Annotated in this window: 20 protein-coding genes and 1 pseudogene; 10 read left to right on the top strand and 11 right to left on the bottom strand. The window is 60.8% G+C overall.

The annotated features are described in order from the left end of the window. Nucleotides 1-21: 21 nt before the first annotated feature. Genes AB8A33_RS11785 through AB8A33_RS11795 form a run of 3 tightly spaced genes read right to left on the bottom strand, consistent with a single transcriptional unit; the run spans nucleotide 22 to nucleotide 2415 of the window. Entirely contained in the window at nucleotides 22-930 is a 909-nt protein-coding gene (locus AB8A33_RS11785; protein ID WP_439095917.1) for an amino acid--[acyl-carrier-protein] ligase, read from the bottom strand. A gap of 26 nt (nucleotides 931-956) precedes the next feature. Beyond that, on the bottom strand, nucleotides 957-2165 hold the full coding sequence (locus AB8A33_RS11790) for an acyl-CoA dehydrogenase family protein (RefSeq protein ID WP_439092920.1): 1209 nt from the start codon (nucleotides 2163-2165) through the stop codon (nucleotides 957-959). A gap of 4 nt (nucleotides 2166-2169) precedes the next feature. Continuing rightward, on the bottom strand, nucleotides 2170-2415 hold the full coding sequence (locus AB8A33_RS11795; RefSeq protein ID WP_439092921.1) for an acyl carrier protein: 246 nt from the start codon (nucleotides 2413-2415) through the stop codon (nucleotides 2170-2172). A 423-nt stretch (nucleotides 2416-2838) separates the two neighbouring features. Between AB8A33_RS11795 and AB8A33_RS11800 the strand changes: the two genes are divergently transcribed. From AB8A33_RS11800 to AB8A33_RS11820, 5 genes and pseudogenes are all read left to right on the top strand, one after another. Further along, entirely contained in the window at nucleotides 2839-4644 is a 1806-nt protein-coding gene (locus AB8A33_RS11800) for an alpha/beta fold hydrolase (protein ID WP_439092923.1), read from the top strand. Between the two features lie 44 nt (nucleotides 4645-4688). Then, a pseudogene (locus tag AB8A33_RS11805) lies at nucleotides 4689-5003 on the top strand (helix-turn-helix transcriptional regulator); the annotation flags it as partial. Between the two features lie 255 nt (nucleotides 5004-5258). Next, nucleotides 5259-6089 carry an alpha/beta fold hydrolase gene (locus tag AB8A33_RS11810; RefSeq protein ID WP_439095918.1) on the top strand — a complete coding sequence of 277 codons (831 nt, stop codon included), beginning with the start codon at nucleotides 5259-5261 and terminating at the stop codon, nucleotides 6087-6089. A 148-nt stretch (nucleotides 6090-6237) separates the two neighbouring features. Then, entirely contained in the window at nucleotides 6238-7893 is a 1656-nt protein-coding gene (locus AB8A33_RS11815; protein ID WP_439092924.1) for an acetolactate synthase large subunit, read from the top strand. A 6-nt stretch (nucleotides 7894-7899) separates the two neighbouring features. After that, nucleotides 7900-8103, top strand: a complete 204-nt coding sequence (locus AB8A33_RS11820) for an alpha-hydroxy-acid oxidizing protein (RefSeq protein WP_439092925.1) — start codon at nucleotides 7900-7902, stop codon at nucleotides 8101-8103. A gap of 189 nt (nucleotides 8104-8292) precedes the next feature. On the opposite strand, the gene AB8A33_RS11825 is transcribed toward AB8A33_RS11820, so the two are convergent. After that, nucleotides 8293-8769: a hypothetical protein gene (locus tag AB8A33_RS11825; RefSeq protein WP_439092926.1), complete on the bottom strand. Its 477-nt coding sequence runs from the start codon at nucleotides 8767-8769 to the stop codon at nucleotides 8293-8295. 648 nt (nucleotides 8770-9417) lie between these two features. On the opposite strand from AB8A33_RS11825, the gene AB8A33_RS11830 reads away from it, so the two are divergent. Then, a complete protein-coding gene (locus AB8A33_RS11830; protein WP_439092927.1) occupies nucleotides 9418-10065 on the top strand; it encodes a hypothetical protein in 648 nt (215 codons plus the stop codon). Between the two features lie 283 nt (nucleotides 10066-10348). Here AB8A33_RS11830 and AB8A33_RS11835 read toward each other — a convergent pair whose 3' ends face one another. Then, complete coding sequence (locus AB8A33_RS11835; RefSeq protein WP_439092928.1) at nucleotides 10349-14092, bottom strand: vitamin B12-dependent ribonucleotide reductase; 3744 nt, start codon at nucleotides 14090-14092, stop codon at nucleotides 10349-10351. Nucleotides 14093-14847: 755 nt separating this feature from the next. On the opposite strand from AB8A33_RS11835, the gene AB8A33_RS11840 reads away from it, so the two are divergent. Continuing rightward, on the top strand, nucleotides 14848-15747 hold the full coding sequence (locus tag AB8A33_RS11840) for a DMT family transporter (protein WP_439092929.1): 900 nt from the start codon (nucleotides 14848-14850) through the stop codon (nucleotides 15745-15747). Here the strand turns inward: AB8A33_RS11840 and AB8A33_RS11845 are convergent. Then, the gene (locus AB8A33_RS11845) at nucleotides 15710-16321 is read right to left on the bottom strand and encodes a cytochrome b (RefSeq protein ID WP_439092930.1); all 612 of its coding nucleotides are present in this window, start codon (nucleotides 16319-16321) and stop codon (nucleotides 15710-15712) included. The two genes, AB8A33_RS11840 and AB8A33_RS11845, sit on opposite strands and share 38 nt — an antisense overlap. Nucleotides 16322-16498: 177 nt before the next feature. Here AB8A33_RS11845 and AB8A33_RS11850 point away from each other — a divergent pair, with 177 nt between their 5' ends. Beyond that, a complete protein-coding gene (locus AB8A33_RS11850; RefSeq protein ID WP_439092931.1) occupies nucleotides 16499-17959 on the top strand; it encodes a glycosyltransferase family 2 protein in 1461 nt (486 codons plus the stop codon). Nucleotides 17960-17962: 3 nt separating this feature from the next. Here the strand turns inward: AB8A33_RS11850 and AB8A33_RS11855 are convergent, their stop codons facing one another. After that, nucleotides 17963-19159, bottom strand: a complete 1197-nt coding sequence (locus AB8A33_RS11855; RefSeq protein WP_439092932.1) for a GAF domain-containing sensor histidine kinase — start codon at nucleotides 19157-19159, stop codon at nucleotides 17963-17965. Between the two features lie 203 nt (nucleotides 19160-19362). Beyond that, nucleotides 19363-19878, bottom strand: coding sequence for a BA14K family protein (locus tag AB8A33_RS11860; RefSeq protein WP_439092933.1), 516 nt, complete (start codon nucleotides 19876-19878; stop codon nucleotides 19363-19365). Nucleotides 19879-20165: 287 nt separating this feature from the next. On the opposite strand from AB8A33_RS11860, the gene AB8A33_RS11865 reads away from it, so the two are divergent. Both AB8A33_RS11865 and aspA read left to right on the top strand, forming a co-directional pair. Then, complete coding sequence (locus AB8A33_RS11865) at nucleotides 20166-20576, top strand: NADH:ubiquinone oxidoreductase subunit NDUFA12 (protein ID WP_439092935.1); 411 nt, start codon at nucleotides 20166-20168, stop codon at nucleotides 20574-20576. A 306-nt stretch (nucleotides 20577-20882) separates the two neighbouring features. After that, a complete protein-coding gene (aspA, locus tag AB8A33_RS11870; protein WP_439092936.1) occupies nucleotides 20883-22298 on the top strand; it encodes an aspartate ammonia-lyase in 1416 nt (471 codons plus the stop codon). Nucleotides 22299-22320: 22 nt separating this feature from the next. On the opposite strand, the gene aroQ is transcribed toward aspA, so the two are convergent. The 3 genes from aroQ to AB8A33_RS11885 are packed head-to-tail and all read right to left on the bottom strand — an operon-like array spanning nucleotide 22321 to nucleotide 24625. Continuing rightward, nucleotides 22321-22758, bottom strand: coding sequence for a type II 3-dehydroquinate dehydratase (gene aroQ, locus AB8A33_RS11875; RefSeq protein WP_439092937.1), 438 nt, complete (start codon nucleotides 22756-22758; stop codon nucleotides 22321-22323). Nucleotides 22759-22772: 14 nt separating this feature from the next. Then, nucleotides 22773-24053: a TRAP transporter large permease subunit gene (locus AB8A33_RS11880; protein ID WP_439092938.1), complete on the bottom strand. Its 1281-nt coding sequence runs from the start codon at nucleotides 24051-24053 to the stop codon at nucleotides 22773-22775. Continuing rightward, nucleotides 24050-24625, bottom strand: coding sequence for a TRAP transporter small permease (locus AB8A33_RS11885; protein WP_439092939.1), 576 nt, complete (start codon nucleotides 24623-24625; stop codon nucleotides 24050-24052). Before AB8A33_RS11885 ends, AB8A33_RS11880 begins: the two co-directional genes overlap by 4 nt. Between the last annotated feature and the right edge of the window lie 23 nt (nucleotides 24626-24648).

Genomic DNA, 24648 nt, shown 5'->3' on the forward strand with positions numbered 1-24648 from the left:
GGCGCAGGCGGTTTGCAAGGCCTAGCCCCACAGCACGCCACGGACATCCGCGGGCCACGCGTCGACCTTGGTGCCGTGGTGACGGAACAGCGCCAACGCCGTCCGCTCCAGGCCGAAGCCGACGCAGGCCGAATGTGCGACTTCGCCGTCTGCGAAATGCATGCCCCACAGGCTGCCGAAATGGTTCTGATGATAGTTGAATGACAGACACGCGGTCGGATTTTCATCGCTGGCGACCGGGATCAGCAACTCAAATTTCAGACCCTGGTCGCGCTGGCTCGACGCCATGACACGGCCTGTGCGCCCGAAGAAGGGATCGTTGGCCACATCGATAACGCAAGGCAGGCCCAACGAAGCGATAAGCTTCTCGCCGCGCTCGAGCCAGGTGGCCCGGAAAGACGTCACTTCGTCGGCCGTGCCGATACGGACGAATTCGCGCATCCGGAACAGCTGCATCCGCGCCGGATCCTTCGAGGGCTCATGGCGGAAGCAGTATGACTTGAGATCGAACAGCCGACCGCCTTCCGGTATCGGACCTTCCTTCGCGACAGTGGGATACAGCGGGTAGCAGGCAGCCGGCGTCAGCGCGACTTCCGTCGCATCCTGCATCTCGGTCCAGTCTTCACCCCGCTCGATCATATCGACGAGCTTGGCATGGTCGGCGTTATCGCCCATGAAAGAGTGAACGCAGCCGGCCAATTGCGGAAAGCTCTTCAGGTAACCGGCTTTCACAAGATTCTTGCGCGGTATGCCCGGCGGAAAATGAATCCGCGTCGCGTGATCGCCGACGGCCATTTTCGTCACCGCGGCTTCGAATCCGTCGATGACCTCTTCGAACACACCGGCGCGGCCATAGAGGCCATCGACGCCGGTCCTGATCAGGATCGACTCATCGAACAGGGCGTCGAGAAATGCTTCCGGACTTTGCACGGCTTTAACAGGCGCGTTCATCACTATCACTCCAGATCTGAGTCAAATCGGCTCGCGACCACGAGGCCAGCGGTGTTGGCGAGGATGCGATCGTTAGCCACCATCAGCGGCGCGGACAGTACATCCCTGAGATGGCGGCCGACCGAGAATGGACCGTCGTTGCGATAGCCGGCGATGCCCGTCACCATCAACGCTTCACGTACGATGTCGACGGCCATGGTCGAAGCCATGACCTTGAGATTGTTCATTTCGATCGCGAAATTGATCGAGCTGAGATCGTCTTCGTTGCGCTTCGCCGTCTCGAACCGCTCAATATGGGCGACGAGCGTGGACTTGAACGTCTGCAATTTGGCGGTGGCCTCGGCCAGTCGAGCCGCGCCTGGGAGCGGCCCGGCGAAATCGGACGGCACGCGCCGCGCCGTTGCTCGAACCGAGGCATGCGCGCGCGACAAAGCATCGGTCGCGATCCCGAACCAGACGCTCGCCCACAGCACATGCGCGGTGGCCAGCATGGACTGCACTGCGATCTCGTGGAACGGCTTCGGAAAGATCTGATCGACTCCGGCCGTTGCCGTCAGCAGGAAACCCTCGGAGCAGGTGGCGCGCATGCCGAGCGTATTCCACTCAGCGGTGCGCTGAAGTTGATAGTCGCCACGCCGCAGCGCGATCAGGATCTGATCGGACCCGATCGACGCCGGACCGCGCCGCGCGGTCGCCATGATGATATCGGCTTCCGCGGCATAAGACAGGACACTTGCCTGCTTTGTCAGCGAAACCCGATCACCCGTCGTCTCGATCGCGCAATTCGATATCCGCAGATCGCCGCCGATACCAGCCTCCGTGGTCGACGACGCGATCAGTAGCTGCTTGACAGCTACATCGCGCATGAGGGCGCGATGATATTCGGTTTGCATCCCATGGGCGACCAGGCTCGATAGCTTGATCTGATGCATGGCGTAAATCATGCCGCTGGCGCCGCACGCGCCCGCGAGAATCGCGCAAAGATTGGCAATCTTGCGCAATTCCAATTCCTGGCCACCAAGGCTTCTAGGTACCATCAAGCCGAGCATCTTGTTACGACGAAGAGCTTCGAATGTCTGTGCTGGAAACGTCGCGGTTAGGTCCGCAAAAGCGGCATTTGGCGAAGCAACCTCAGTGGCAACCCGCCGCATCGCGTCACGCCAGGACACGGCTTCGGGCACGTCAATGCCTTGCTTAACCGCGTTCGGGATCATGACCCTAGACTTTCTCAGAGACGAGTTGCTCGACAGCAGCAATCAACCCACCAAGCGTCGCAAATGTTTTGCGAGTCAGTAGACTATTCGGGAATTCGATATCGAACTTTTCCTCAATCGCTAGCATCAGTTGAACTGAACCAAACGACGTCATGCCCGCATCGAACAGATTGTCCTGGTCGGATAAGCCATCGACTGGAACGGGAAGTAGGTTCAGCGATCCGACAATGGTGCGAATACGATCACGCATTAATTTTCTCCAAAGTCATAAGAAGTGTGCCGCTTCAAAAAAGATTGCGACCGGCGTCATAGTTATATGAGGGAGATGTCAGGTAAATATGTAGTGATTCGTAATAAGCCTCAAATGCAACGGATCGTTCTGGTATCAAGCTTAACAAAATGACGATGGAATCACACAGAACCGACGCGTTCGCGGGTTCGAAACCGATCGTGCGAGATCCCTCACTATGATTAGCGAATAGCTAATATCGGCAAACCATGCAGCGCTGAGCACACGTTAATGATGGAGCACGATACCGGATGACACCTTCATCGCCCCCGAGTTAGGAAATGAACACCCCGCAAGGTCGATTGCTTGACAGGGGAAATATCGGGATGCCGGCCGCATTCCGCGGATGACCTGGGTTAGGCAAACTGTGATAGTTTCAAGATCATGACATCCCGATATGGCGCACCTGTAACGTTTGATACTTTCGGCGGCTTTTATCACGCGGGCTGCATTGATCGATGCGGACGCAAGGCGGTGCTGTTGCTCGCACCGATCGGATATGAGGAGTTGTGTACCCGAGCCACATGGAGTGCTTTGGCCGAGTACATTGCCGCGGCAGGTCATGCGTGCCTCAGATTCGATTATCCCGGCACGGCAGATGCAATCGATCTCGCTGGCGACCCTGAAGGCATCTCTGACTGGTTTGTTGCTGCCCGTCAGTGCGCTGCATTCTTGCGGGAACATAATCCTGATATCGAGATCGTTCTGGTCGGACAAGGCCTTGGCGCTAGTCTGGCCGCACAGCTCGGAACTGAGTTAGCCGACGTCGCAGCGACGGTCCTGATGGCGCCGGTCGTCAAAGGCCGCGTCTATCTTCGTGAACTTCAGGCTTGGTCTCGCATGCTGACCGACCGGATGGGTATCGGGCCCGACCCTTCCGACAACGGCTACAGCGTCGCTGGTATTCCACTGGCAAGCAGCCGTGCCGCAGCCATCAAAACTATCGATCTTATTCGGACAACTGAGCCTCCCGCCGCACGGGTCCTTTTGGTTGAGCGTAGTCAAATGTCCCGCGACAGCTCAATCGGCAACCACCTGAAGACGCTCGGAGCCGATGTTTCATCCATCGACTACGAGGGGTATGAAAATATCCTGCAAAATCCAAGTTTGGCTGGTCCACAGCTCGGCACGCTGACACGCATCGTGTCATGGATCGACAATCTCGGGCATTTTCCAATCTCGGGCGCCAACGGTTCTGTCAAAGTGGTAGGGCCCGCGCGGCCAATCGCTGGACCTCACTATGACGAGTTACCGGTTCGGTTTGGGCCAGACGAGCGGCTCTTCGGAGTCCTGTGTCTGCCGCTCGGTCGAAGGCCTTCAGCTATCGCAGTGCTCGCCAATTCGGGGCGCGACTATCACATCGGCTGGGGTCGCGCGGCAGTAGAACAGGCTCGCGCCCTCGCGGAGCGCGGGATCGCTTCGTTGAGAATCGACGCCGGCGGTATAGGCGACAGTGCGGCGTCGGCAGGCGCGCCGGCAGAAGTGCTTTATTCGGAAGAGCAAACTGCTGACCTGCATCACGCGATCGACTATGTAGAGAAGCTCGATGCCGGCCCGATCGCCTTGGTCGGACGCTGCAGTGGTGCTTACGCCGCATTCCAGGCAGCGGTGCAAGATGTGCGCGTTCGCAATGTCGTCGCCATCAATATCATGCGTTTTGTCTGGGACCCACGGGAAACCGTCGCTGAAGCCTTGTTATCGGCCCATCGAACCATCGGCGGGTCCGTTGCGATGTTGTTTAGCAAGCGAAGCCTGAGACGACTGCTGTCAGGCAATTTGCGCATCAAAGCTCCGGTTATCTTTTTCTCAAAACGCCTCGTTCGGACTGTCTTATTGATAGCCAGCCACATCCCGGGCCGGGCCGGCCAAAAGCTCTACAGCGAGGGTCATCGCCGTTTCCAAATTCTCGAAAGTCGCGGCGTTCGTCTAGCGATGTTATTTTCGGAAGGAGATCACGCGCTGGGCGAATTCCGCACGTATATGGGAAGAAGGGGCGCGCGGCTACGCCGCTATCCGAAGGCTTCGATTTCGATAATCCCTGATGCCGACCACGATTTCACCCATTCGGCGGCGCGCGCGCGACTAACGAACGCGTTGTGCGACGTGCTTGCGGCACCTTCGTCACCGCCATCTCGCGAATCGCACCGTCAGGCTTCCAAGTTTCCCTCGAGGTCTCTCCTGCGCCGTTAACGTTTCTCGACTGCTTTGCAGTGCCTCACCTCTCTCAACGAGCGAAGACGTTGCTACGTGCCATCGAACGTTTGCGCTCGGACAGCGATACGGATGTCTCTTTGTCCGCCCTGGCCTTGGATGCCGGCCTGTCGCGCTTTCACTTCTGCCGCGCTTTCAAGGAAAGCACCGGGCTTTCGCCACACGCGTGGTTGCGCCAACACCGCCTGGAGCCGGCCATGAACATGCTGCGCGATACCGACGCATCGGTCGTATCGGTAGCTGCAGCGCTCGGCTATTCGTCCCAAACCGCGTTCGCTGCGGCGTTTAGGAAGCTGACCGGCGAAACCCCGACCGATTGGCGGCGGCGCGTTCTCTGACGGCAATTGCTCTGCAGGTCGAGCAATCGCTCTGGCGCAGAAGAACGCCCGCTCCACTAGAAATCATCGTGCCACGTCAACGACAGGAGACGAACGATGAACTCGAAACGCGTCGTCAGCGGGCTTGCGAATGCCTCCCGACGGAGGGTGCTTGCGACCACGCTTACGTATGCGATTTCGCTAGTCGTCAACTCCACGTCGGCCGCGGGCATCCAAACGATACTCCCCATTTATCCAACGCAGAGGAACGATCCCATGACCTCCATCACCACCAAGGACGGCGTTCAGATTTTCTACAAGGACTGGGGCGCGACCTCGGCCCAACCGATCGTCTTTCACCATGGCTGGCCGCTGAGCTCCGACGACTGGGACAACCAGATGCTCTACTTCGTCCGCAAAGGCTTCCGCGTCATCGCCCATGATCGACGCGGTCATGGTCGATCGAGCCAGGTAAGCGACGGCCACGATATGGATCGCTACGCGGCCGATATCGCCGAACTGGTCGAACATCTCGATCTGCGCAATGCAATTCACATCGGACATTCAACCGGCGGCGGCGAAGCGACACGGTACGTCGCTCGTCACGGTAAGGGTCGCGTGGCCAAGCTCGTGATCATCGGTGCGGTGCCGCCGTTGATGCTGAAAACCGCCGCAAATCCCGGAGGCCTGCCTATCGAGGCGTTCGATAATCTGCGCAGCCAGCTTGCAGCCAACAGGTCGCAATTCTACCTCGATTTCTCGGGCGGTCCGTTCTACGGATACAATCGCCCGGGCGTTGAACCGTCGCAGGCGATCATCCAAAACTGGTGGCGCCAAGGTATGATGGGCAGCGCAAAAGCGCACCACGACGGCATCAAGGCCTTCTCGGAGACGGATTTCAGCGAGGACCTGAAGAGCATCGCTGTGCCAACGCTCATCCTGCACGGCGACGATGATCAGATCGTGCCTATCGCGGATTCCGCTCTTCTGTCGGCGAAACTTCTGAAAAACAGCACACTCAAAATCTACGAGAAGCTACCTCACGGCATGTGCACGACCCACGCCGACATCATCAATGCCGAGATTTTGTCCTTCGTAACGGCCTAAAGTCTTCGCTTAACCGACCGCGTCACCGAAAGCCAAGCTCAGTTGCTCTCAAAGTGCGGCAACGGTGACGCGCGTCTGCTCCACCAAACGTTACATTAAATGGACCTGTTTGTCTGATACGGTACTGGGCAAACGGAGGAGCTTGACGATGAACAACGAGGACCGGGAAATGAAGGGCTCCGATCTGCTAGTGGCGGCTCTCGAAAACGAGGGCGTCGACCGCATCTTTGGCGTCCCCGGCGAGGAGAACCTCGACGTCGTCGAGAGCTTGCGCAAGTCTTCCATCGAGCTGGTCGTCACTCGTCACGAGCAGCCTGCGGCCTTCATGGCTGCGACCCACGGGCGCCTCACAGGGAGGCCAGGTGTCGCGCTCAGCACTTTGGGGCCCGGAGCCCTGAACCTTTCTACAGGGGCTGCCTATGGGCTCCTGGGGGGCATGCCGATGGTCCTGATCACTGGCCAGAAGGCGATCCACGCCAGCCGGCAGGCGCACTTCCAGATCGTGGATGTCGTCGCGAGCATGAAGCCGCTCACGAAACTGTCGCAGCAGATCGTCAGTGCGTCTTCCATCGCAACCGTCGTCCGGAACGCTTTCCGGATTGCGATGGAGGAGCGTCCCGGGCCCGTGCACCTGGAGCTTCCGGAAGATGTCGCGGCGGAGAAGGTTTCCGGCGTTTCGGTCGTCCCGGTCCACCCGACCGATCTCCCGGCGCCCTCGCTGGATGCCGTCCGGAAGGCCGCCGAGCTAATTCTCTCGGCGAAATGCCCGTTGCTCATGTTCGGTGCCGGTGCCAGCAGGCCCAGGCTCGCGCCCGCGCTCTCCGAATTCGTCCGCCGGGTGAAGATCCCATTCTTCAACACGCAGATGGGGAAGGGTGCCGTCGGCGGGGCGTCCGACTACTATGTCGGCACGGCGGCGCTGAGTGAACGCGACTACGTCCACCGCGCGATCGACTGCGCCGACCTGATCATCACCATCGGCCACGACACCATCGAAAAGCCGCCATTCATCATGGGGCGTGACCGCCATCAGGTGCTTCACATCGGCTTTACGCCGGCGACGGTCGAGGAGGTTTACTACCCGCAAGCTGAACTTATCGGCGACATCGCGAAAGGCCTCGACATGCTGGCGGCCGAGCTCGATGGGAAGCTCAAGCAGACCACGCGGTGGGACGGCGTGCGCGCGGATATCCTGCGCCACATCGGCGACCGTGCCAGCGAAGACCGCTTTCCGCTGACGCCGCAGCGGATCGTCCACGACGTCCGCCAGGTCATGCCACCCGACGGCATCGTCGCGTTGGACAACGGGATGTACAAGATATGGTTCGCGCGCAACTACCGCACGGACGTCGCCAACACGCTGCTGCTCGACAATGCGCTTGCGACGATGGGAGCGGGGCTTCCGTCGGGCATGATGGCGGCGTTGCTGAATCCGAAGCGCCGTGTGCTCGTTGTCGCCGGCGACGGCGGTTTTATGATGAATTCGCAGGAACTGGAGACCGCGCAGCGTCTGAAGCTCGATCTCGTCGTGCTCGTAATCGAGGATCACGCCTACGGGATGATCAGGTGGAAGCAGGCCGTCGACGGTTTCGCCGATGCGGGGATGACTTTCGGCAATCCGGATTTCGTCGCTTACGCGCAGTCCTACGGTGCCCAGGGTCATCGCGTGACCGGGGCGGGCGGTCTGGCACCGACACTGGAGAAGGCCTTCGCGGCCGGTGGCCTCCACCTCGTAGTGGTGCCGGTGGACTACAGCGAGAATGTTCGTGTTTTGGTGGACGAACTGGCCGACATGCAGCACTAGGGCGCTTTGCTTTTAACGCCGCCTCATCGCCGATGCCGCGTTGCAATCGACGGCCATGGCCGGCCTTACGTATGGGGCCTGGCGTCGTTCGGCGAGGCCGGCGTGGACCGGGTGCTGCAGATCCTGGACGATGAGTTCATCACGATCATGCGGCAGGTGGGCGCGTTGGACATCAACCACATCACGCGACGCTGCGTCACCAGCTTCTAGCTGTGCCCGACCTCCGATGAATGAACAGCGCCTCATGCCTCGACCATAGCCGTCGACGGTTTGACCGCGCACTGCGTCGAGAGACAGTTGCGGCGGATTACGCTGCGCTAATCCGCCCTACGCTTGCTGATTACGCTTGCCGGTTGGATGTCGCAGTGAAGGCCAACGCATTGACGTTGGTGCATCCGATTACTGGTTCTGGATGGAGACGCTCATTCCGCTCAGGTCTAAATCGAACTGGAGGCCCAGTTGCTCGCCTTCCAGCGTCAGGACAACGCCCTTGGCGTTGCGCATCTGGATGGCGCGCCTGCCTGCACCGACCGCCAGACCTGCACCGAGCGCCGTATAAATGCCTTCGATGTCCGAAGCCTGACGCATATTTTGCGCCGTGCCGACCAGATCGGTCGAGGAGCCCCCAAATGTCAGGCCCGCGCTCACGCCGCCGATGCGAAACGGATACATCTCACCACGGTAACTGAGGATTCCGCTCCCTGCCTGCGCTCCGATGAACCATCCGGCCTTGAAGAACTTGAAGCGGACTTTGCCGGTGTCCGCGTGAGCGGGCAGCGACAGTGCGGCGGACAGCAGAGTTGCGACGGTGAGAAGAGTGAGACAGCGAGCCATTGGAAAGCGCATATTGATATTCCGGTCATCGGGTTGCCGCATGGCGGCACTGCGGCAACTAGATAGAGCATTGCAGGACTCGTCAATGACGTCGGCGCGATGTGCAGTCGCTTCCCAAGGGGCACAACGTCCAACGTCAACGAGTGGGGCGCAAGTGCGACCCGTCCGCCGTAGCTTGCAGCGCGAAGGCGGAAGCGTATTGCGCCGAGACGAAGCTGGCGGATTACGCTGCGCTAACCTGCCTTGCGCGTGTTGCGCTCATCCGGGCTACGCTTGCTGGGGCATAGGCCCTGTGTGGCAAGAAATCCGAATTACGCAAGGGATCTACCCGGTCTATGCTCACCGCAGAGAAACTAGGAGGATCAAAGGTGAGCTTGGAGACATCGCAATATTACGCGCTAACGGACGCTGCTTCGGGGCAGACGATATACGTTAATCCGGCTGCGATTCGCTTTGTCGTACCGGCCGGCCATCGTACGGCTCTTATATTCTCTGAACAGCACGTCGTCACAGTTACGGCTGACATCGAGGCAGTAATAGCTTACGGTTTGTTTGGTGTTGCCAACAATAGTTAAGCAACGGCGCAATAGCGAAGCGTATTGCGCTGAGAAACAGTTGCGGCGGATTACGCTGCGTTAATCCGCCCTACGCTTACTACAGGTTTTTCTTTCGCGAAGCGGTGAATACTTGATGATATCAAACATTCTAACCAACGCCGAACGATTGATTTCGGATGCCGAATTCATGCATGCCGGGAAGCGAAGCCGATCGGCCGCGACTCTGATTGTGATTGCCCTAGAACAGCTTGGGGCATTTGTGGAGGCTCTCACAAGAGAAACCTACCCGGACGCTGGAGTTCATATGGGGATTTTCGGCGACCGGGCCAACGCGCATGCAAGACGTCAGGACGCTCTAGCAGGCCACATCATGAACTATGCTTTCGGGGCCTTCAACAACCGAACAATGGGAAAGCGCTACGCGATCGAGTTCAAAGACAAGCCTACGGAAGACTTCACCGCATGGCTGTTACGGAAAAAATCCTTCCACTTCACCGAAGAAGAGCAGGCCGACCAGAGGTCTTGCCCGGACATAAAGGCCGCACATATCCTGATGCACTTTGTCAGAACGAATGTACTAAAGGACCTGAGAGAGTACGGACTTTACGAACATAACGCTCGGACTTTCACCGAAAAGGAAATCGAGCAAACGATAGAATTGGCTGCTCGCGTGCGTGCCATGCTTGAAAAATCCTGGGTTACTCCGGAGCCGTTCAAATTGGTCGGTGTTAATATGCCGGAGGGGATGACGTTCGACCAAGACGGCAAGCGGCTTACGTGAGCGCGCTCCATGCGCCGAGGGTGGCGCACTTCAAGATACAGGGATGGTTCGCCGGGCTGGAGCGTCAAGCCCGTAGAAGCGCTCTATGATCGTCGTGGCGAGCAAGTAGGACGCAATAGCGAAGCGTATTTCGCCGCCTGTCTCCGACACGGCGGATTATGCTGCGCTAATCCGCCCTATGCTTGCTTTCTTCAGGGCAAGAAACTGCAGCGGCTGTGAGAGCACAAATGTAAAAGGCCGCTCGTGAGAGCGGCCTTCTACTTCTATCTATCAATGAACGTTGTCACGAACACCCCGTGGTGGACCCGCACGTATCGCACTTCATGCAGGTCCCATTCCGCACCAGCGTGAAGTTCGAGCACTCGCCGCACATGTCGCCTTCATAGCCCTTGGCTTTCGCTTCGGCGCGACGCTCGGCCTTGCTTGGCGCGGCGGCTGCGGCGCTTCCCGCTTTGCTCCAGGCTTGCGCCTCGAGTTTTTCGGTCGGCGAGAGCTGGTGCTCGGGCTCTGCGGTCTTGAGGGCCACCGCGGCATCTCCGCTGCCATGGCGGGCAGTGGCGCCCGACGCGTTCAGCGAGGTGACGTTGCCCGACGCGCGGGCGTCAGTGGTGTCGGCAGGTGCCGGCGCGCGCATGACGACAAGGTTGTCGGTGCGCGAGCGGGTCAGGCCCTTGGAGACATACTTGTTCTGGTCGACCGGCGCCTTGCCTTCGTCCTCGCCCTTGCCGAGCGCATCGAAGCCCGCTTCGGAGACGTCGACATGGCCGAGATCGAAGCGCGACATGTAGGAGACCGCGAGTTCGCGGAACACATAGTCGAGGATCGAGGTCGCGAACTTGATGCTGTCGTTGCCCTGCACCGGACCCGCGGGTTCGAAGCGGGTGAAGGTGAAGGCGTCGACATATTCTTCCAGCGGCACGCCATACTGGAGACCCAGCGAGACGGCGATGGCGAAGTTGTTGATGAAGGAGCGAAGGGCCGCGCCTTCCTTGTGCATGTCGATGAAGATCTCGCCGAGGCGGCCGTCGTCATATTCGCCGGTGCGCAAGTACACTTTGTGACCGCCGACGACGGCCTTCTGGGTGTAGCCCTTGCGGCGATCCGGCATCTTCTCGCGGTCGCGCATGACCACGATGCGCTCGACCAGACGCTCGACCACCTTCTCGGAGATCGCGGCGGTGCGGGCCGCCATCGGCTTCTCCATCAGGCTCTCCAGCGCATCATCATCCTCGTCATCATCGCTGATGAGCTGCGAGTTGAGCGGCTGCGAGAGCTTGGAGCCATCGCGATACAGCGCGTTGGCCTTCAGGGCGAGCTTCCACGACAAGAGGTAAGCGGACTTGCAGTCCTCCACCGTGGCGTCGTTCGGCATGTTGATGGTCTTGGAGATCGCACCCGAGATGAAGGGCTGCGACGCCGCCATCATGTGGATGTGGCTTTCCACCGAGAGATAGCGCTTGCCGATCTTGCCGCAGGGATTGGCGCAGTCGAACACGTTGTAGTGCTCGGCCTTCAGATGCGGAGCACCTTCCACCGTCATCGCGCCGCAGATATGCACGTTGGCAGCTTCGATCTCGCGCTTGGTAAAGCCGACGGCGGCGAGCAGGTCGAAACCCGGGGCCGCGATGGCTTCGGCTTCGATCTTCAGGGTGTCGCGCAGGAAGTCCTCGCCGAAAGTCCACTTGTTGAAGGCGAACTTGATGTCGAAGGCGGTCGGCAATGCTGCCTCGACCTTCTTCAGCGCTTCGTCGGTGAAGCCCTTGGCCTTCAGTGTCGACACGTTGATGCCGGGCGAATTGCTCAGCGAACCGTGGCCAACGGCATAGGCTTCGATCTCGGCAATGCTGGCCTCGCTATAGCCGAGCTTGCGCAAGGCGGCGGGGACGGCGCGGTTGATGATCTTCCAGTAGCCGCCACCGGCGAGCTTCTTGAATTTCACCAGTGCGAAGTCAGGCTCGATGCCCGTGGTGTCGCAATCCATGACGAGACCAATGGTGCCGGTTGGCGCCACGACGGTGGTCTGGGCGTTGCGGTAGCCATGGAGTTCGCCGAGTTCGAGGGCGAGATCCCATGCAATCTTGGCGCGGGTGACGATGTCGGCCTGCGGGCAGGAGGCATGGTCCAGCGCCACGGGGGCGACGGCGAGGCCTTCATAGCCGCGGGTTTCGCCATGCGCGGCACGGCGATGGTTGCGGATGACACGCAGCATATGGGCTGCGTTCTTCTTGTAGCCGGGGAACGGACCAAGCTCCTTGGCCATCTCGGCCGAGGTCGCATAGCTGACGCCGGTCATCACAGCGGTAAGGGCGCCGCACAGTGCGCGGCCTTCCTTGGAGTCGTAGGACAGACCCATGGTCATCAACAGGCCGCCGATATTCGCATAGCCCAAACCGAGGGTGCGGAACTCGTAGGAGAGTTCAGCGATCGGCTTCGACGGGAACTGGGCCATCATGACCGAGATTTCGAGCACCATGGTCCACAGACGGCAGAGATGCTCGTAGGCGTGGATGTCGAAGGTGGCCGAAGCGGTGTCGTAGAAGGTCAGCAGGTTGGCCGACGCGAGGTTACACGCCGTGTCGTCCAGGAACATGTATTCCGAGCACGGATTGGACGCGCGGATATCGCCCGACGACTTGCAGGTGTGCCAGTCGTTCATGGTGGTGTTGAAGTGCAGGCCGGGATCGGCCGACGCCCAGGCGGCGTAACCGATTTTTTCCCAGAGATCGCGGGCCTTGATGGTCTTCATGACCTTGCCGTCCTTGCGGGCGATCAGGTCCCAGTTGCCATCGGTCTCGACGGCGCGCAGGAAATCATCCTTCAGCGAGACGGAGTTGTTGGAGTTCTGGCCGGCAACGGTGAGATAGGCCTCAGAGTCCCAGTCGGTGTCATAGATCGGGAAGTCGATGTCCTTGTAGCCCTGCTTGGCATACTGGATGACGCGCTTGATGACGTTGTCATTGACCAGTGAGCGGCGGGCGAGCTTGATCTCGCGGCGCAGCGCCGGGTTCTTCTCGGGATCGAAGCAGTCGTCGCCCGAACCTTCGCAGTTCACGCAGGCCTTCAGGATGGCCTTGAGGTGCTTCTGGTTCATCTTCGACCCGGTGACGAGGGCCGCGACCTTCTGCTCTTCCTTCACCTTCCAGTCGATATAGGTCTCGATATCCGGATGGTCGGCATCGACCACCACCATCTTGGCCGCGCGGCGCGTGGTGCCGCCCGACTTGATGGCGCCGGCCGCGCGATCGCCGATCTTCAGGAAGGACATCAGGCCAGACGAGCGGCCGCCGCCCGACAGCTTCTCGCCTTCGCCGCGCAGCTTCGAGAAATTCGAGCCGGTGCCCGAGCCGTATTTGAACAAGCGGGCTTCGCGCACCCACAGGTCCATGATGCCGCCTTCATTGACCAGATCGTCCTCGACGCCCTGGATGAAGCAGGCATGCGGCTGCGGATGTTCGTAAGCCGACTTCGACTTGGTCAGCTTGCCGGTCTTCCAGTCGACGTAATAGTGGCCCTGGCCGGGACCATCGACGCCGTAGGCCCAATGCAGGCCGGTGTTGAACCACTGCGGCGAATTCGGCGCGACCATCTGCTTGGCGAGCATGTAGCGCAGTTCGTCATGGAAGGCGTGGGCGTCGGCTTCCGACGTGAAGTAGCTGCCCTTCCAGCCCCAATAGGTCCAGCAGCCAGCGAGGCGGTCGAACACCTGCTTGGACGAGAGTTCAGAGACGAAGCGCTCTTTCTCGGGCAAAGTGGCGAGGGCCTCGGTGTCCGGCACCGAGCGCCACAGCCACGACGGTACGGTCTCTTCCTCGACCTTCTTCAGTTTCGCGGCGACGCCGGCCTTGCGGAAATACTTCTGGGCCAGCACGTCGGAGGCGACCTGCGACCATGAGTCGGGCACTTCAACGCCTTCAAGCTTGAACACCACGGAGCCATCCGGATTGCGGATCTCGGACGTGGTGTGGCGGAAGTCGATCCCGGCATAGGGCGACTGTCCTTCGGTGGTGTAGCGGCGTTGAATCTGCATCGTGGTCGTGCCCCGTCTTAAGCCCGACACCCCATCTGGCGGCATCGGCGATTTCTGTTAGCGACGTCCGGGTTGCCCCAAATTCGCCGCAGCTTGGCCGGGTGAACCGGTCCTGTTTATCTCTGTGGAGCATGTGCTGGCCGTCATCTCGGCCACCCGGGACTGCCGGGGTCATGCTTCCCGGATCTGGCTTTCCTTGCAACTGCAGGTCGACCCGATCCTAACGCCTCACCACGCTGTTTGAGCCGGTTTCCGGCCCGTTTTTTAATGCTCCAAGCGCCGACTTTCCGGCCCGGATTCCAGGACGCAAATCCCCGATCCCGTAGCCTCGACTGGAGGACGGAGCGGTCAATCTGGAACCCGTTTGGGAGCGTCCGGCGGGACAAAAAACGACCCGCGCCGAACAGTTCGAAAACTAGGCCAAACCGATCTCACCCGTCAAGGAGTAGTCGGGGTTCCTGAATCAAATACTAAATATGGTGGAAAGGGTGGATAACCAAGGGGGCAGAGCGCGCCTCGATTGGGGGCAAGTATCAGTGAGTCCTCATGGATTCGGAAGTCAAAAATATTTCTAAAACTGTCCGGAATCCGAGCTGCGCCCACTGTTCACAGCCCAACTTTATTTTGTCATCCAGGGATTGCGTTTGGGGGGACTCAGACGCAGCGGCGGTTGGCGGTCAGGTTCCCTCCACCGGCAGTGGTCAGGCCTCCGGATTGCGCGCATGGTCGCGCCGATTCCTCAGCCGGTTCCCTCCATGACAATGCCCAGTCCCCCCGTTTCGCGCGCGCGAATCGCTCCCTTCGGTCTCGTGTTGCTCGCCATCGCGTCGATCGCCTGGGGGCTGAACTGGCCGGTGTCGAAAGCGCTGCTGTCGGAATGGCCACCGCTGTCGGCGCGCGGCAGCACCGGCATCGTCGGAGCATTGCTGCTGGCCGGGATTGCCGTCTGGCGCGGCGAGAGTCTTCGCGTGCCGCATCATCAATGGTTGCATCTGGTCGTGCTGGCGGGCCTGAACGTGTTCGGCTGGATGGCTTTCGTCGGCTTGTCGCTGCTGTGGCTGCCGGCCGGCGAGGCCGCGGTGATTGCGTTCACCATGCCGGTCTGGGCTGCCGGACTGGCCTGGCTGATCCTCGGCGAGCGCCTGTCGATGCAGCGGATCGTGGCCATGCTGATGGCCTTTGCCGGCATCGCCGCGTTGATGGGGGGCGGTGGCCTGGCCGCGAGCGCGGAGAAGCTCCCGGGAATCGCTCTGGCGCTGCTGGGCGGGTTCGGCTTTGCGCTCGGCACGGTGCTGGCCAAGAAGTTCGGGCTCACGCTGCCACTGGTGACGTCATCCGCCTGGCAGATCGGGATCGGTTGTGTGCCGGTGCTGTTGCTGGGTCTGATCTTCGAAAGCCCGCATTTTTCAGCACTGACGCCGCTGGGCTGGGGGCTGCTCGCTTATGTCGTGCTGGTGGGGTTCTGCATCGCTTATGTCTGCTGGTTCGCGGCGCTCAAGCAGTTGCCGGCCTCGGTGGCCGCAATCGGGACCATGGCGGTGCCCGTGATCGGCGTGGTCAGCTCGGCCATCGCCCTGCGGGAACCGCTCGGCGCCATGCAGATCGCGGCCCTGGTATTTACGCTGGCGGGCGTTGCGCTGGCGACAAGGGGCTAGGCGCGGGCGCGTCGCCACCCGGCCACATCCTCTGCAGTTCGGGATGGCCGTCCCAGAACTGATGCTTTAGCGCGGCGGCGATGTGTAGGCCGACCAGCGCATAGAGCGCATAGGACAGCCAGACGTGAAGGCCGCCGAAGATGTCGTGCAGGCGTTCCTTGAAGGCTGGCTCGACACTCATGATCCAGCCGATGCGCGGCCACTGGAACAGCCCGAACAGATACATCGGAATTTCGCCGGCGGCCTTCCAGGCGGAATCATGCATCCAGCCCGACAGTGGCAATCCGATCATCAGCACATAGAGCGCGAGATGCGCACCACGTGCGGCGGCCTTCTCGGCGGGCGGATAGGTCTCGGGCAGATCAGGTGGCCTGTTCGCCGCGCGCCACAGCAGGCGCATCAGCACGAGGCCGAGCACGGTGATGCCGAACGACTTATGCGCATCGACGACGAAGCGGATGTTGTCCTCGGGAATGAGGTTGACGCTCCAGATCAGCGCGACGTTGAGTGTGATCAGAACGGCAATCAGCCAGTGCAGGATCATGGCGATGCGGCTGTAACGTTGAAACGGCATTTTCTGTGCGTGCATGGAATAAGTTTAAACAGGATTTGTCTTTTGAGGCATGACGACTTTGTGTGTTCGTCGTGACCGCAATCACGCGCTATTTAGTCGCGGCTCCGCAACTCGATCACGATTCACGCGTAGCTCTCGCAGGATCGGTTTGCTCGAACGCGCGATTGAATTGACGGCATGACAATATCCCTTCAGGCGGCCTTCGCCGCCGCATCGCCGCGTATCACACCGCGCCGGATGCCGTTCATCAGCCTGCTGATCTATCTCGTCGTACTCGCGCTATGGGCGCTGCTGTTCGGTCGCGCGTTCTTCCTCACCAGCATCTGGGCGTGGTCAGCGGGCATGGTCTACATCGCCTATGACACGGTGCTGATGCTCTATGTGGTGTGGCAGACGCTGCCGCTGGCAGTGTCTGCGCGTGGTCCATCTGCAGCGGTTGCCGGGCAATCGCGTCCATCGGTGGGCATCCTGATAGCCGCGCACAATGAGGCGCTGAATCTGCCGGAGGCGCTGGCCGCCATCGCACGGCAATCCGATGCGCCGGATCTGATCCTGATCGCGGATGACGGCTCGCGCGATGCAACTGATACGCTCCTCCGTGACCGCTACGGTCTCGCCATTCCGGCTGTCGGCCAGAGCAGCATCGACCAGTTCGGCAGTTCGAGGCTGCAATGGCTGCGCCTGCCGCATCAGGGCAAGGCGCGGGCGCTGAACACGGCGATCCTCAAGGCCGATACCGACATCGTCATCACGCTGGATGCCGACACGTTTCTGGCTGACGATGCCATCGCCGAAATGCGCGCGGCCTTTGGCGCCGATCCCAAGCTAGTCGCGGCCGGCGGCATCCTCGTGCCGGTCTGCGACGACAGCGCCAGCGGCCGCGTGATGCAGTGGTTCCAGACCTACGAATATATCCGCAACATCATCTCGCGCTTCGCATGGATGCGCGGCAACAGCCTGCTGCTGATCTCTGGCGCCTTTGCCGGCTTCCGCAGGGAGGCGCTGGTGGCCGTCGGCGGCTTCGATGCGGAGTGTCTTGTCGAGGACTATGAGCTGACCCACCGCATGCATCGCTATGCCGTCGATCACGGATTGGATTGGCAGTTGCGGATGGTTGGCACGTCGCTGGCGCGCACTGAAGCGCCGTCTCACGTCATGACGTTCCTGCGGCAGCGCCGGCGCTGGTTCGCGGGCTTCCTGCAGACGCAGTACTGGAATCGCGACATGACCGGCAATCGCCGCTATGGCCGGCTCGGCATGCGCATGTTGCCGATCAAGGCGCTGGATACGCTGCAGCCGATCTACGGCCTCACGGCCTTCGTGTTGCTGCTGGCTTTGCTCGTTACCGGCAAGACCACCATCGCCGTGCCAGTGTTCGGTCTGATCACCGCGAAGATCGTCGCGGATTTCCTGGTCTATCTCTGGACCGTGCACCTTTATCAACGACTGACCGGCGGCCGCACGCGGACGAGCTTTGCCGCAGCGGTGTTCGCCGCGATCCTCGAACCGTTCAGTTTTCAGTTGCTCCGCCACGCCGGCGCGGCCTGGGGTTGGATCGCCTTCCTGCGCGGCAACAACGAATGGGGCTTTGCACCCGTGACATCGCCCCCGCGTCAGGCGCCCAACGCGGGCGAGTAGTCGCTAGAGCGGTTTCGCCGCCAACGGCACTTTCACAGTGAAATGCGAACCGTGGGTGAGGTCAGACTTCACCTCGATCACATGGCCGAGTGCCTCCGCCGTCCGCCGCACAATCGACAGTCCGAGGCCGAGACCTTCGCTGGCCGGATTGATCTGGTGGAAGGCGTCAAAGATCGCGCTGAGCTGTTCGGCGGGAATACCCGTGCCGGAGTCCAGCACCTCGATGGTCAGTGCATTGCCATGCTTGCGGCAGCCGACCAGCACGCGACCGTGATCGGTATATTTGATGGCATTGCCGACAAGATTGCCAAGGATGGCGCGCAACATGCCGGGATCGCTGACCACCTGCGCCTTGCTGGGGATTACGACGAGGTCGAGGCCTTTGGCGTCGGCATGCAGGCGCCAGTTGGCGATGATCGACTCGAACACGTCGGAGATAGGGAACGATCGCAGGTTCGGAATCCCAAAGCCGGCATCCATCACCGAGGTTTCGGCAAGACGGTCGAGCTCTTCCGCCATCCGCATGCCGGCATCGATGGCGTAGCCGAGCCGCTCACGATCCTTCTCGTCGGTCAGCTTGTTGCGGATGCGGTCGATCGCCATGATCATGACCTGCAATGGCTGCTTCAGGTCGTGGCCTGCCACCGCCATCAGCCGACTGATATTGCGCTGAAGCCGATCCGACAGATGCAGCGCGCGGCGGAACTCCATCTGCGCCATGACCTGGCGAGCGAGGGCGGCCAGCACCTCGCGCTGCTCGGTCGACAGTACGCGTGGCTTGTCATCGAGCACGCAGACGGTGCCGAGCGGCAAGCCGTCGGGCGTGCGGAGCAGCGCGCCGGCATAGAAGCGCACATGCGGCTCGCCGGTTACCAGCGGATTGCAGTTGAAGCGAGGGTCTCCGGTGACGTCCTCGACTTCGAGAAAACTGTGTTCGAGGATCGCATGTGCGCAGATCGACTGATCCATTGGCGTCTGCCGCACGCCAAGACCGATCTCCGACTTGAACCACTGCCGGCCGTCATCGACCAGGCTGATGATCGAGATCGGTGTCTGGCAGACATAGCTGGCGATCTTGGTGATGTCGTCGAAGGATGGCTCAAAGGCAGTGTCGAGAATCCCGTAGGAGCGCAGCGCCTTGAGGCGTTCGGCTTCATTGGGATGGAGCCTGGCGATCTTCGGCTTGTCTGACGCGTCCACTGAACCTGCTCACACCCGACGTCGTCGACCCATCGAACCGGTAGATAGGTCCACATGTCCACAAACACTACGCGCGAGTTCCCTGAATGTCTCCCGCGCGCTGTATCCACGTTCTTAGACCTTGAGACGGCAGGCGCAAACCAGAAACGACAAAGGACGATGCCGCGAGGCACCGTCCTTTGCGTAATGCTTAGATCGTCATGCTATGGGCAGGCGTAACGCTGGCCGTCATAGCCAAGATACGTACCGGTCCGCACATTGTACGACTTGTAGGTGCGGATGCAGTAATCGACGTCACCGCCGCCGGTGTCAGGAGCGACTTCGACGGCCTCCGGGGCATCGTCATAGTAGGAGCTGCCATAATACGGGCTGCCGCCGTAGTAGCCATACGAGTTCCCGTAATAGCTGCTGGCCGCCAGTCCGCCGCCAATGATCGCGCCGGCTGCAAAGCCCGGGCCGAATCCGCCGCCACGGTAGCCACCACCGCGCCAGCCGCCGCCGTGATTCCAACCACCACCTCCGGGGCGCTGGCCGCCATGCCAACCGCCACCTCCGCCAACAAAGCGCGCGCCGCCGCCAGAGAACGTGCCGATTGTCCGCGCACCGCCGGGGCCGACGCCCACGACCTTGGTGTTCTGTGCGTAGCTGGGGGTCACTGCGAAGGCGGGGATGGCCACAGCGACCGCTGCCGCGACGCTCAATATCTTCAAATTCGTCATCGTCTGCTCCTGTCTGGGATGCATGTTCAACCCCCTGAAGGGACTGCCGTTCCCTGCCGCCACGCGGTTATTGCGCAATGACAGGATGGTCGTCCGGAACTGTATGCGGCATGAATGGATTGCGCCGTTTCTGCGATCACCGGTACTTTGGAGGTAGGGTTCGGGGGAGGCTGATACGAGGCTTGTCACGATCAGTTGCAGGCGGCGATCGGTCGCGGCGGTAACTGGACATTTGGCGGCCCGGATGGCATCAACAGCCCGACGAAAACCTTCGAACGGTTCAAAATATGAAACAGTTTCTGCTGAAATTCTTCACGTGGTGGAGCGGGACGACCTTCGGGACGAACCTGTGGACGTCGCGATTCGGCGAACTGGTCGGCACCGACGAGCAGGGCAACAAATATTACCGTACCAAGGGCGGCAAGATCGATCCGACGCTGGGCTTCGAGCGCCGCTGGGTCATCTATAACGGCTATGCCGAAGCCACCAAGATCCCGACCGGCTGGCATGGCTGGATGCACCACACGGTGGACGTGCCGCCGACCGAAGAGACCTATATGCCGCGCGAATGGCAGAAGCCGCATCAGCCGAACCTGACCGGCAGCCCGGCCGCTTATCGTCCGTCAGGCTCCACGCTCGCCTCTGGCCGCCGCCCGAAGGCGACCGGCGACTATCAGGCCTGGACACCAGGCTCTTAACGTCTCATCCGCTCTGGACGACCGGTTGCGCGAGCCACGCTGTGGCGCGCTCGAGCTTGGCCTCGCGCTGTTTCCAGCCGTCGGCTTTTGCGGTCAGATAGGCTAGCACGTCCGCCCATCTCGAGGGAGCCCGCCTTCAGGGCGGCGCCGGATTGTACTCGATCGATTGGGCTAGGGCGGATACACTATAGCCGTAACATGTGAGTTCGAGACGTTAAGTTTCGAAAGCTCACTGCGCATGATCGGGGACGAGGACGACTGGCGAGATCATCGCTTGTTCACGGCGACAACTCAGGAAAATCCGACATGACCAAGGATACGCGCAGTGAGCACGACCTATTGGGCAACCGCGATGTTCCGGCCGACGCCTATTACGGCGTTCATACGCTGAGGGCCGTCGAAAATTTTCCGATCACCGGGATTCCGATTTCCATCTATCCCGAACTCATCAGCGCGCTCGCCGCGATCAAGCAGGCGGCGGCGCTGTCGAATATGGAGCTGGGGCTGCTCGACAAGGTGCGCGGCGATGCGATCATCGCTGCCTGCGAGGAAATTCGCGCCGGTCGCCTGCATGACCAGTTCGTGGTGGACGTCATCCAGGGCGGCGCCGGGACCTCCACCAACATGAACGCGAATGAGGTGATCGCCAATCGTGCGCTGGAAATTCTCGGTCACGGCAAAGGCGACTACGAGCACCTGCATCCGAACGAACAGGTCAATATGAGCCAGAGCACCAACGACGTGTATCCCACGGCGTTGAAGATCGCGACCTATCACGGTGTGTTTCACCTGATCGATGCGATGGCGGTGCTTCGTCAGGCATTTGAACGCAAGGCCGAAGAGTTCAAGGATGTCCTGAAAATGGGCCGCACCCAGTTGCAGGACGCGGTGCCCATGACGCTCGGTCAGGAGTTCAGCACTTACGGCGTCATGATCGGCGAAGACGAGGATCGGCTGTGCGAGGCGGCATTGCTGATCTGTGAGATCAACATGGGAGCGACCGCCATCGGCACCGGGATCGCGTCGCATCCGGACTATGCGCGGCTGGTCTGCAAGCATCTCGTCACCATCACGGGAATGCCGCTGGTCACCGCTGTAAACCTGATCGAAGCCACGCAGGACTGCGGTGCGTTCGTGCAGTTGTCCGGCGTGCTCAAGCGTGTGGCCGTCAAGATTTCCAAGATCTGCAATGACCTCCGGCTGCTGTCCAGCGGTCCGCGTGCCGGTCTCAACGAGATCAATCTTCCGGCCGTGCAGGCAGGCTCTTCGATCATGCCGGGGAAGGTGAACCCCGTCATTCCCGAGGTCGTGAACCAGGTCGCGTTCGAGGTGATCGGTAACGATCTCACGGTGACCTTCGCCGCCGAGGCTGGCCAGCTTCAGCTCAACGCGTTCGAGCCGATCATCGCGCACAGCCTGTTCAAGAGCGTCAGCCATCTGCGTGAGGCTTGCCTGACGCTGGAGAAGCGTTGTGTCTCCGGTATCACGGCGAACCGCGAGCGTCTCCGCGCCTATGTCGAGAATTCGATCGGTCTCGTCACTGCGCTCAATCCCTATATCGGCTACGCCAATGCCACTGCCGTTGCGGTCGAGGCCCATGCGACCGGCCGCAGCGTCTACGATCTGGTGCTGGAAAAAGGTTTGCTGCCTGCAGCGACCCTTGCCGCCATTCTCCACCCCGACGTACTCACCAAGCCCCAGAGCATGTTGATCCGCGAATGAAGGCCGCATCGGCCCGGCGAGATCAACGCGTAGGCATCTGCGCGACCGCTAGCATGGCTGCGACATAGCCGTACGGTCCGAGACCGCAGATCACAGCGGTGGCAGCCTGCGAGAGCACAGAATGGCGATGATACTTGTCGCGCGCGTGGATGTTCGAAATGTGCAGCTCCACGATCGGTCCCTCGAACGCTTTCATGGCATCGAGCATGGCGATCGAGGTGAACGAATAGCCCGCAGGATTGATGATGATGGCGTCGGCATCCTGACGGGCTGACTGGATGAGGTCGACTAGAACGCCCTCGTGGTTCGACTGGTGGAACGCCAGCGTCAATTTGAGTTTGACGGCCTGTTCCTCGCAGCTGGCCTTGATCTGGTCGAGCGTGGTGGTTCCGTAGATATGCGGCTCCCGCACGCCGAGCAGGTTGAGGTTGGGACCGTTGAGGATCATCACGCGTTTCATTATCGAACTTCCTTCTAGCCGCCGAGCCATTTCGCCGGCACCATCACGAGCGACGGAAACAGCGTCAGCAGCGCCAGCACCACCAATTGTGCGATCATGAACGGCCAGACGCCGCGCATGATCTCGTCCATGCTCACCTTCGCCACGCCGCACACCACATTGAGCACCACGCCGACGGGTGGTGTGATCAGTCCGATCGCGTTGTTGATGATGAACAGCACCCCGAAATAGACCGGGTCGATGCCGGCCTCGCGGACGATTGGCATCAACACGGGCGTCAAGATCAGGATGGTCGGGGTCATGTCGAGTGCGGTGCCGACGATGACGACGATGATCATCAACACGATCATCAGCAGCGTCTGGTTGCCCATGAAGGGGCGGGCGAGTTCGACGATCTGGCCGGAAATTTCGGCCACCGTGATCAGCCACGACGACACGAGTGCTGCCGCGACCAGGAACATCACCACGGCAGTGATCTGGGCTGAACTGATCAGGATGTTCATCAGCTGCGCGAGCGTCAACTCGCGATAGACGAACGTTGCCACGATGAAGGAATAGACTGCGACGACGACGGCAGCTTCGGTCGGTGTGAAGATGCCGAAGCGGAGGCCGACGATGATGATCATCGGCAGCATCAAGGCCCAGAAGCCATCGATCAGCGCGCGAAAGATCTGCGCCAGGCTCTGGCGCGGCGGACTTACCGAGTTCTCATTGCGTGCAACCCACCACCAGGCAAAGCACAGACTGCCACCGAGCATCAGGCCCGGCACCACGCCGGCGAGAAACAGTTTTGAGATGGAAACGCCGGCGGCAACGCCGAAGATCACGAATCCGATCGAAGGCGGGATCACCGGCGCGATGATGCCGCCGGCGGCGACGAGGCCGGCTGCGGAGGCGCGGTTATGCCCGGCCGCAACCATCATCGGGACCAGCAATGCGCCGAGCGCGGCGGCGTCGGCAACGGCAGACCCAGATAGCGATGCCAGGATGCAGGAGGTCAGGATCGCGACATAGCCGAGACCGCCGCGCAGATGGCCGACAATGGCGATGGCGAAGTTCAGGATGCGCCGGGCAAGGCCGCCGGTGTTCATGATCTCGCCGGCCAGGATGAAAAACGGCACCGCCATCAGCGGGAAGGAATCGACGCCATTGATGACGTTCTGCGCGATGATCTGGGAGTCGAATATATCCAGATAGGTCATCAGCGCGACGCCGCAGATGATCAGGGCGAATGCGATCGGCATGCCGATGGCCATCGCGCCGAGCAGCGAGAAGGTGAAGATGCTGATGGTCATCGGCGGTCGTTCCTGTTGGCGTCAGATGACGTTGCCGGGACCTGTTCCTCGGACTCGCTGATGGCGATCAGCTCCGACGTGGCGAGCTGGCCGGTGAGCAGGCGATAGAGGTCATGCAGCAGGATCGGGATCGAGGCGACGCCGAAGACGAGACCAGCGGCGTAGAACAAGCCGATGGAGAGGCCCGAGGCCGGGGCCGTCGTGTCCCAGTTCAGCACCGTCTGTTTCCATGAGCCTTCGGTGAGCAATACAGAGGCGTAGAGCATCAGCGTATGGCTAAGCGCGTAGCAGATCTTACGGCCCATCGGCGACAGCAGCTTCACGAAACTGTCGACGCCGAGATGGGCGTGTTCGCGGAGGCCGACGATGGCGCCGAGAAACACCATCCAGACGAACAGCCAGCGCGATAGCTCCTCGGAAATGGCGATGCCCGAGTTAAAGACGTAACGTAGAACCACATTGCCGAATACCAGAACCACCATGGCGGCAAGCAACACCGCCATGACGATCTTGATTGACCGGTAATAGGCTTCGACGATCCTGCTTGTCGCAGAAGTTGATGAAGCGGACATGGATGCTTTCGCAGTGAGCGTGG

Source organism: Tardiphaga sp. 813_E8_N1_3 (assembly GCF_051811025.1).
Classification (GTDB): domain Bacteria; phylum Pseudomonadota; class Alphaproteobacteria; order Rhizobiales; family Xanthobacteraceae; genus Tardiphaga.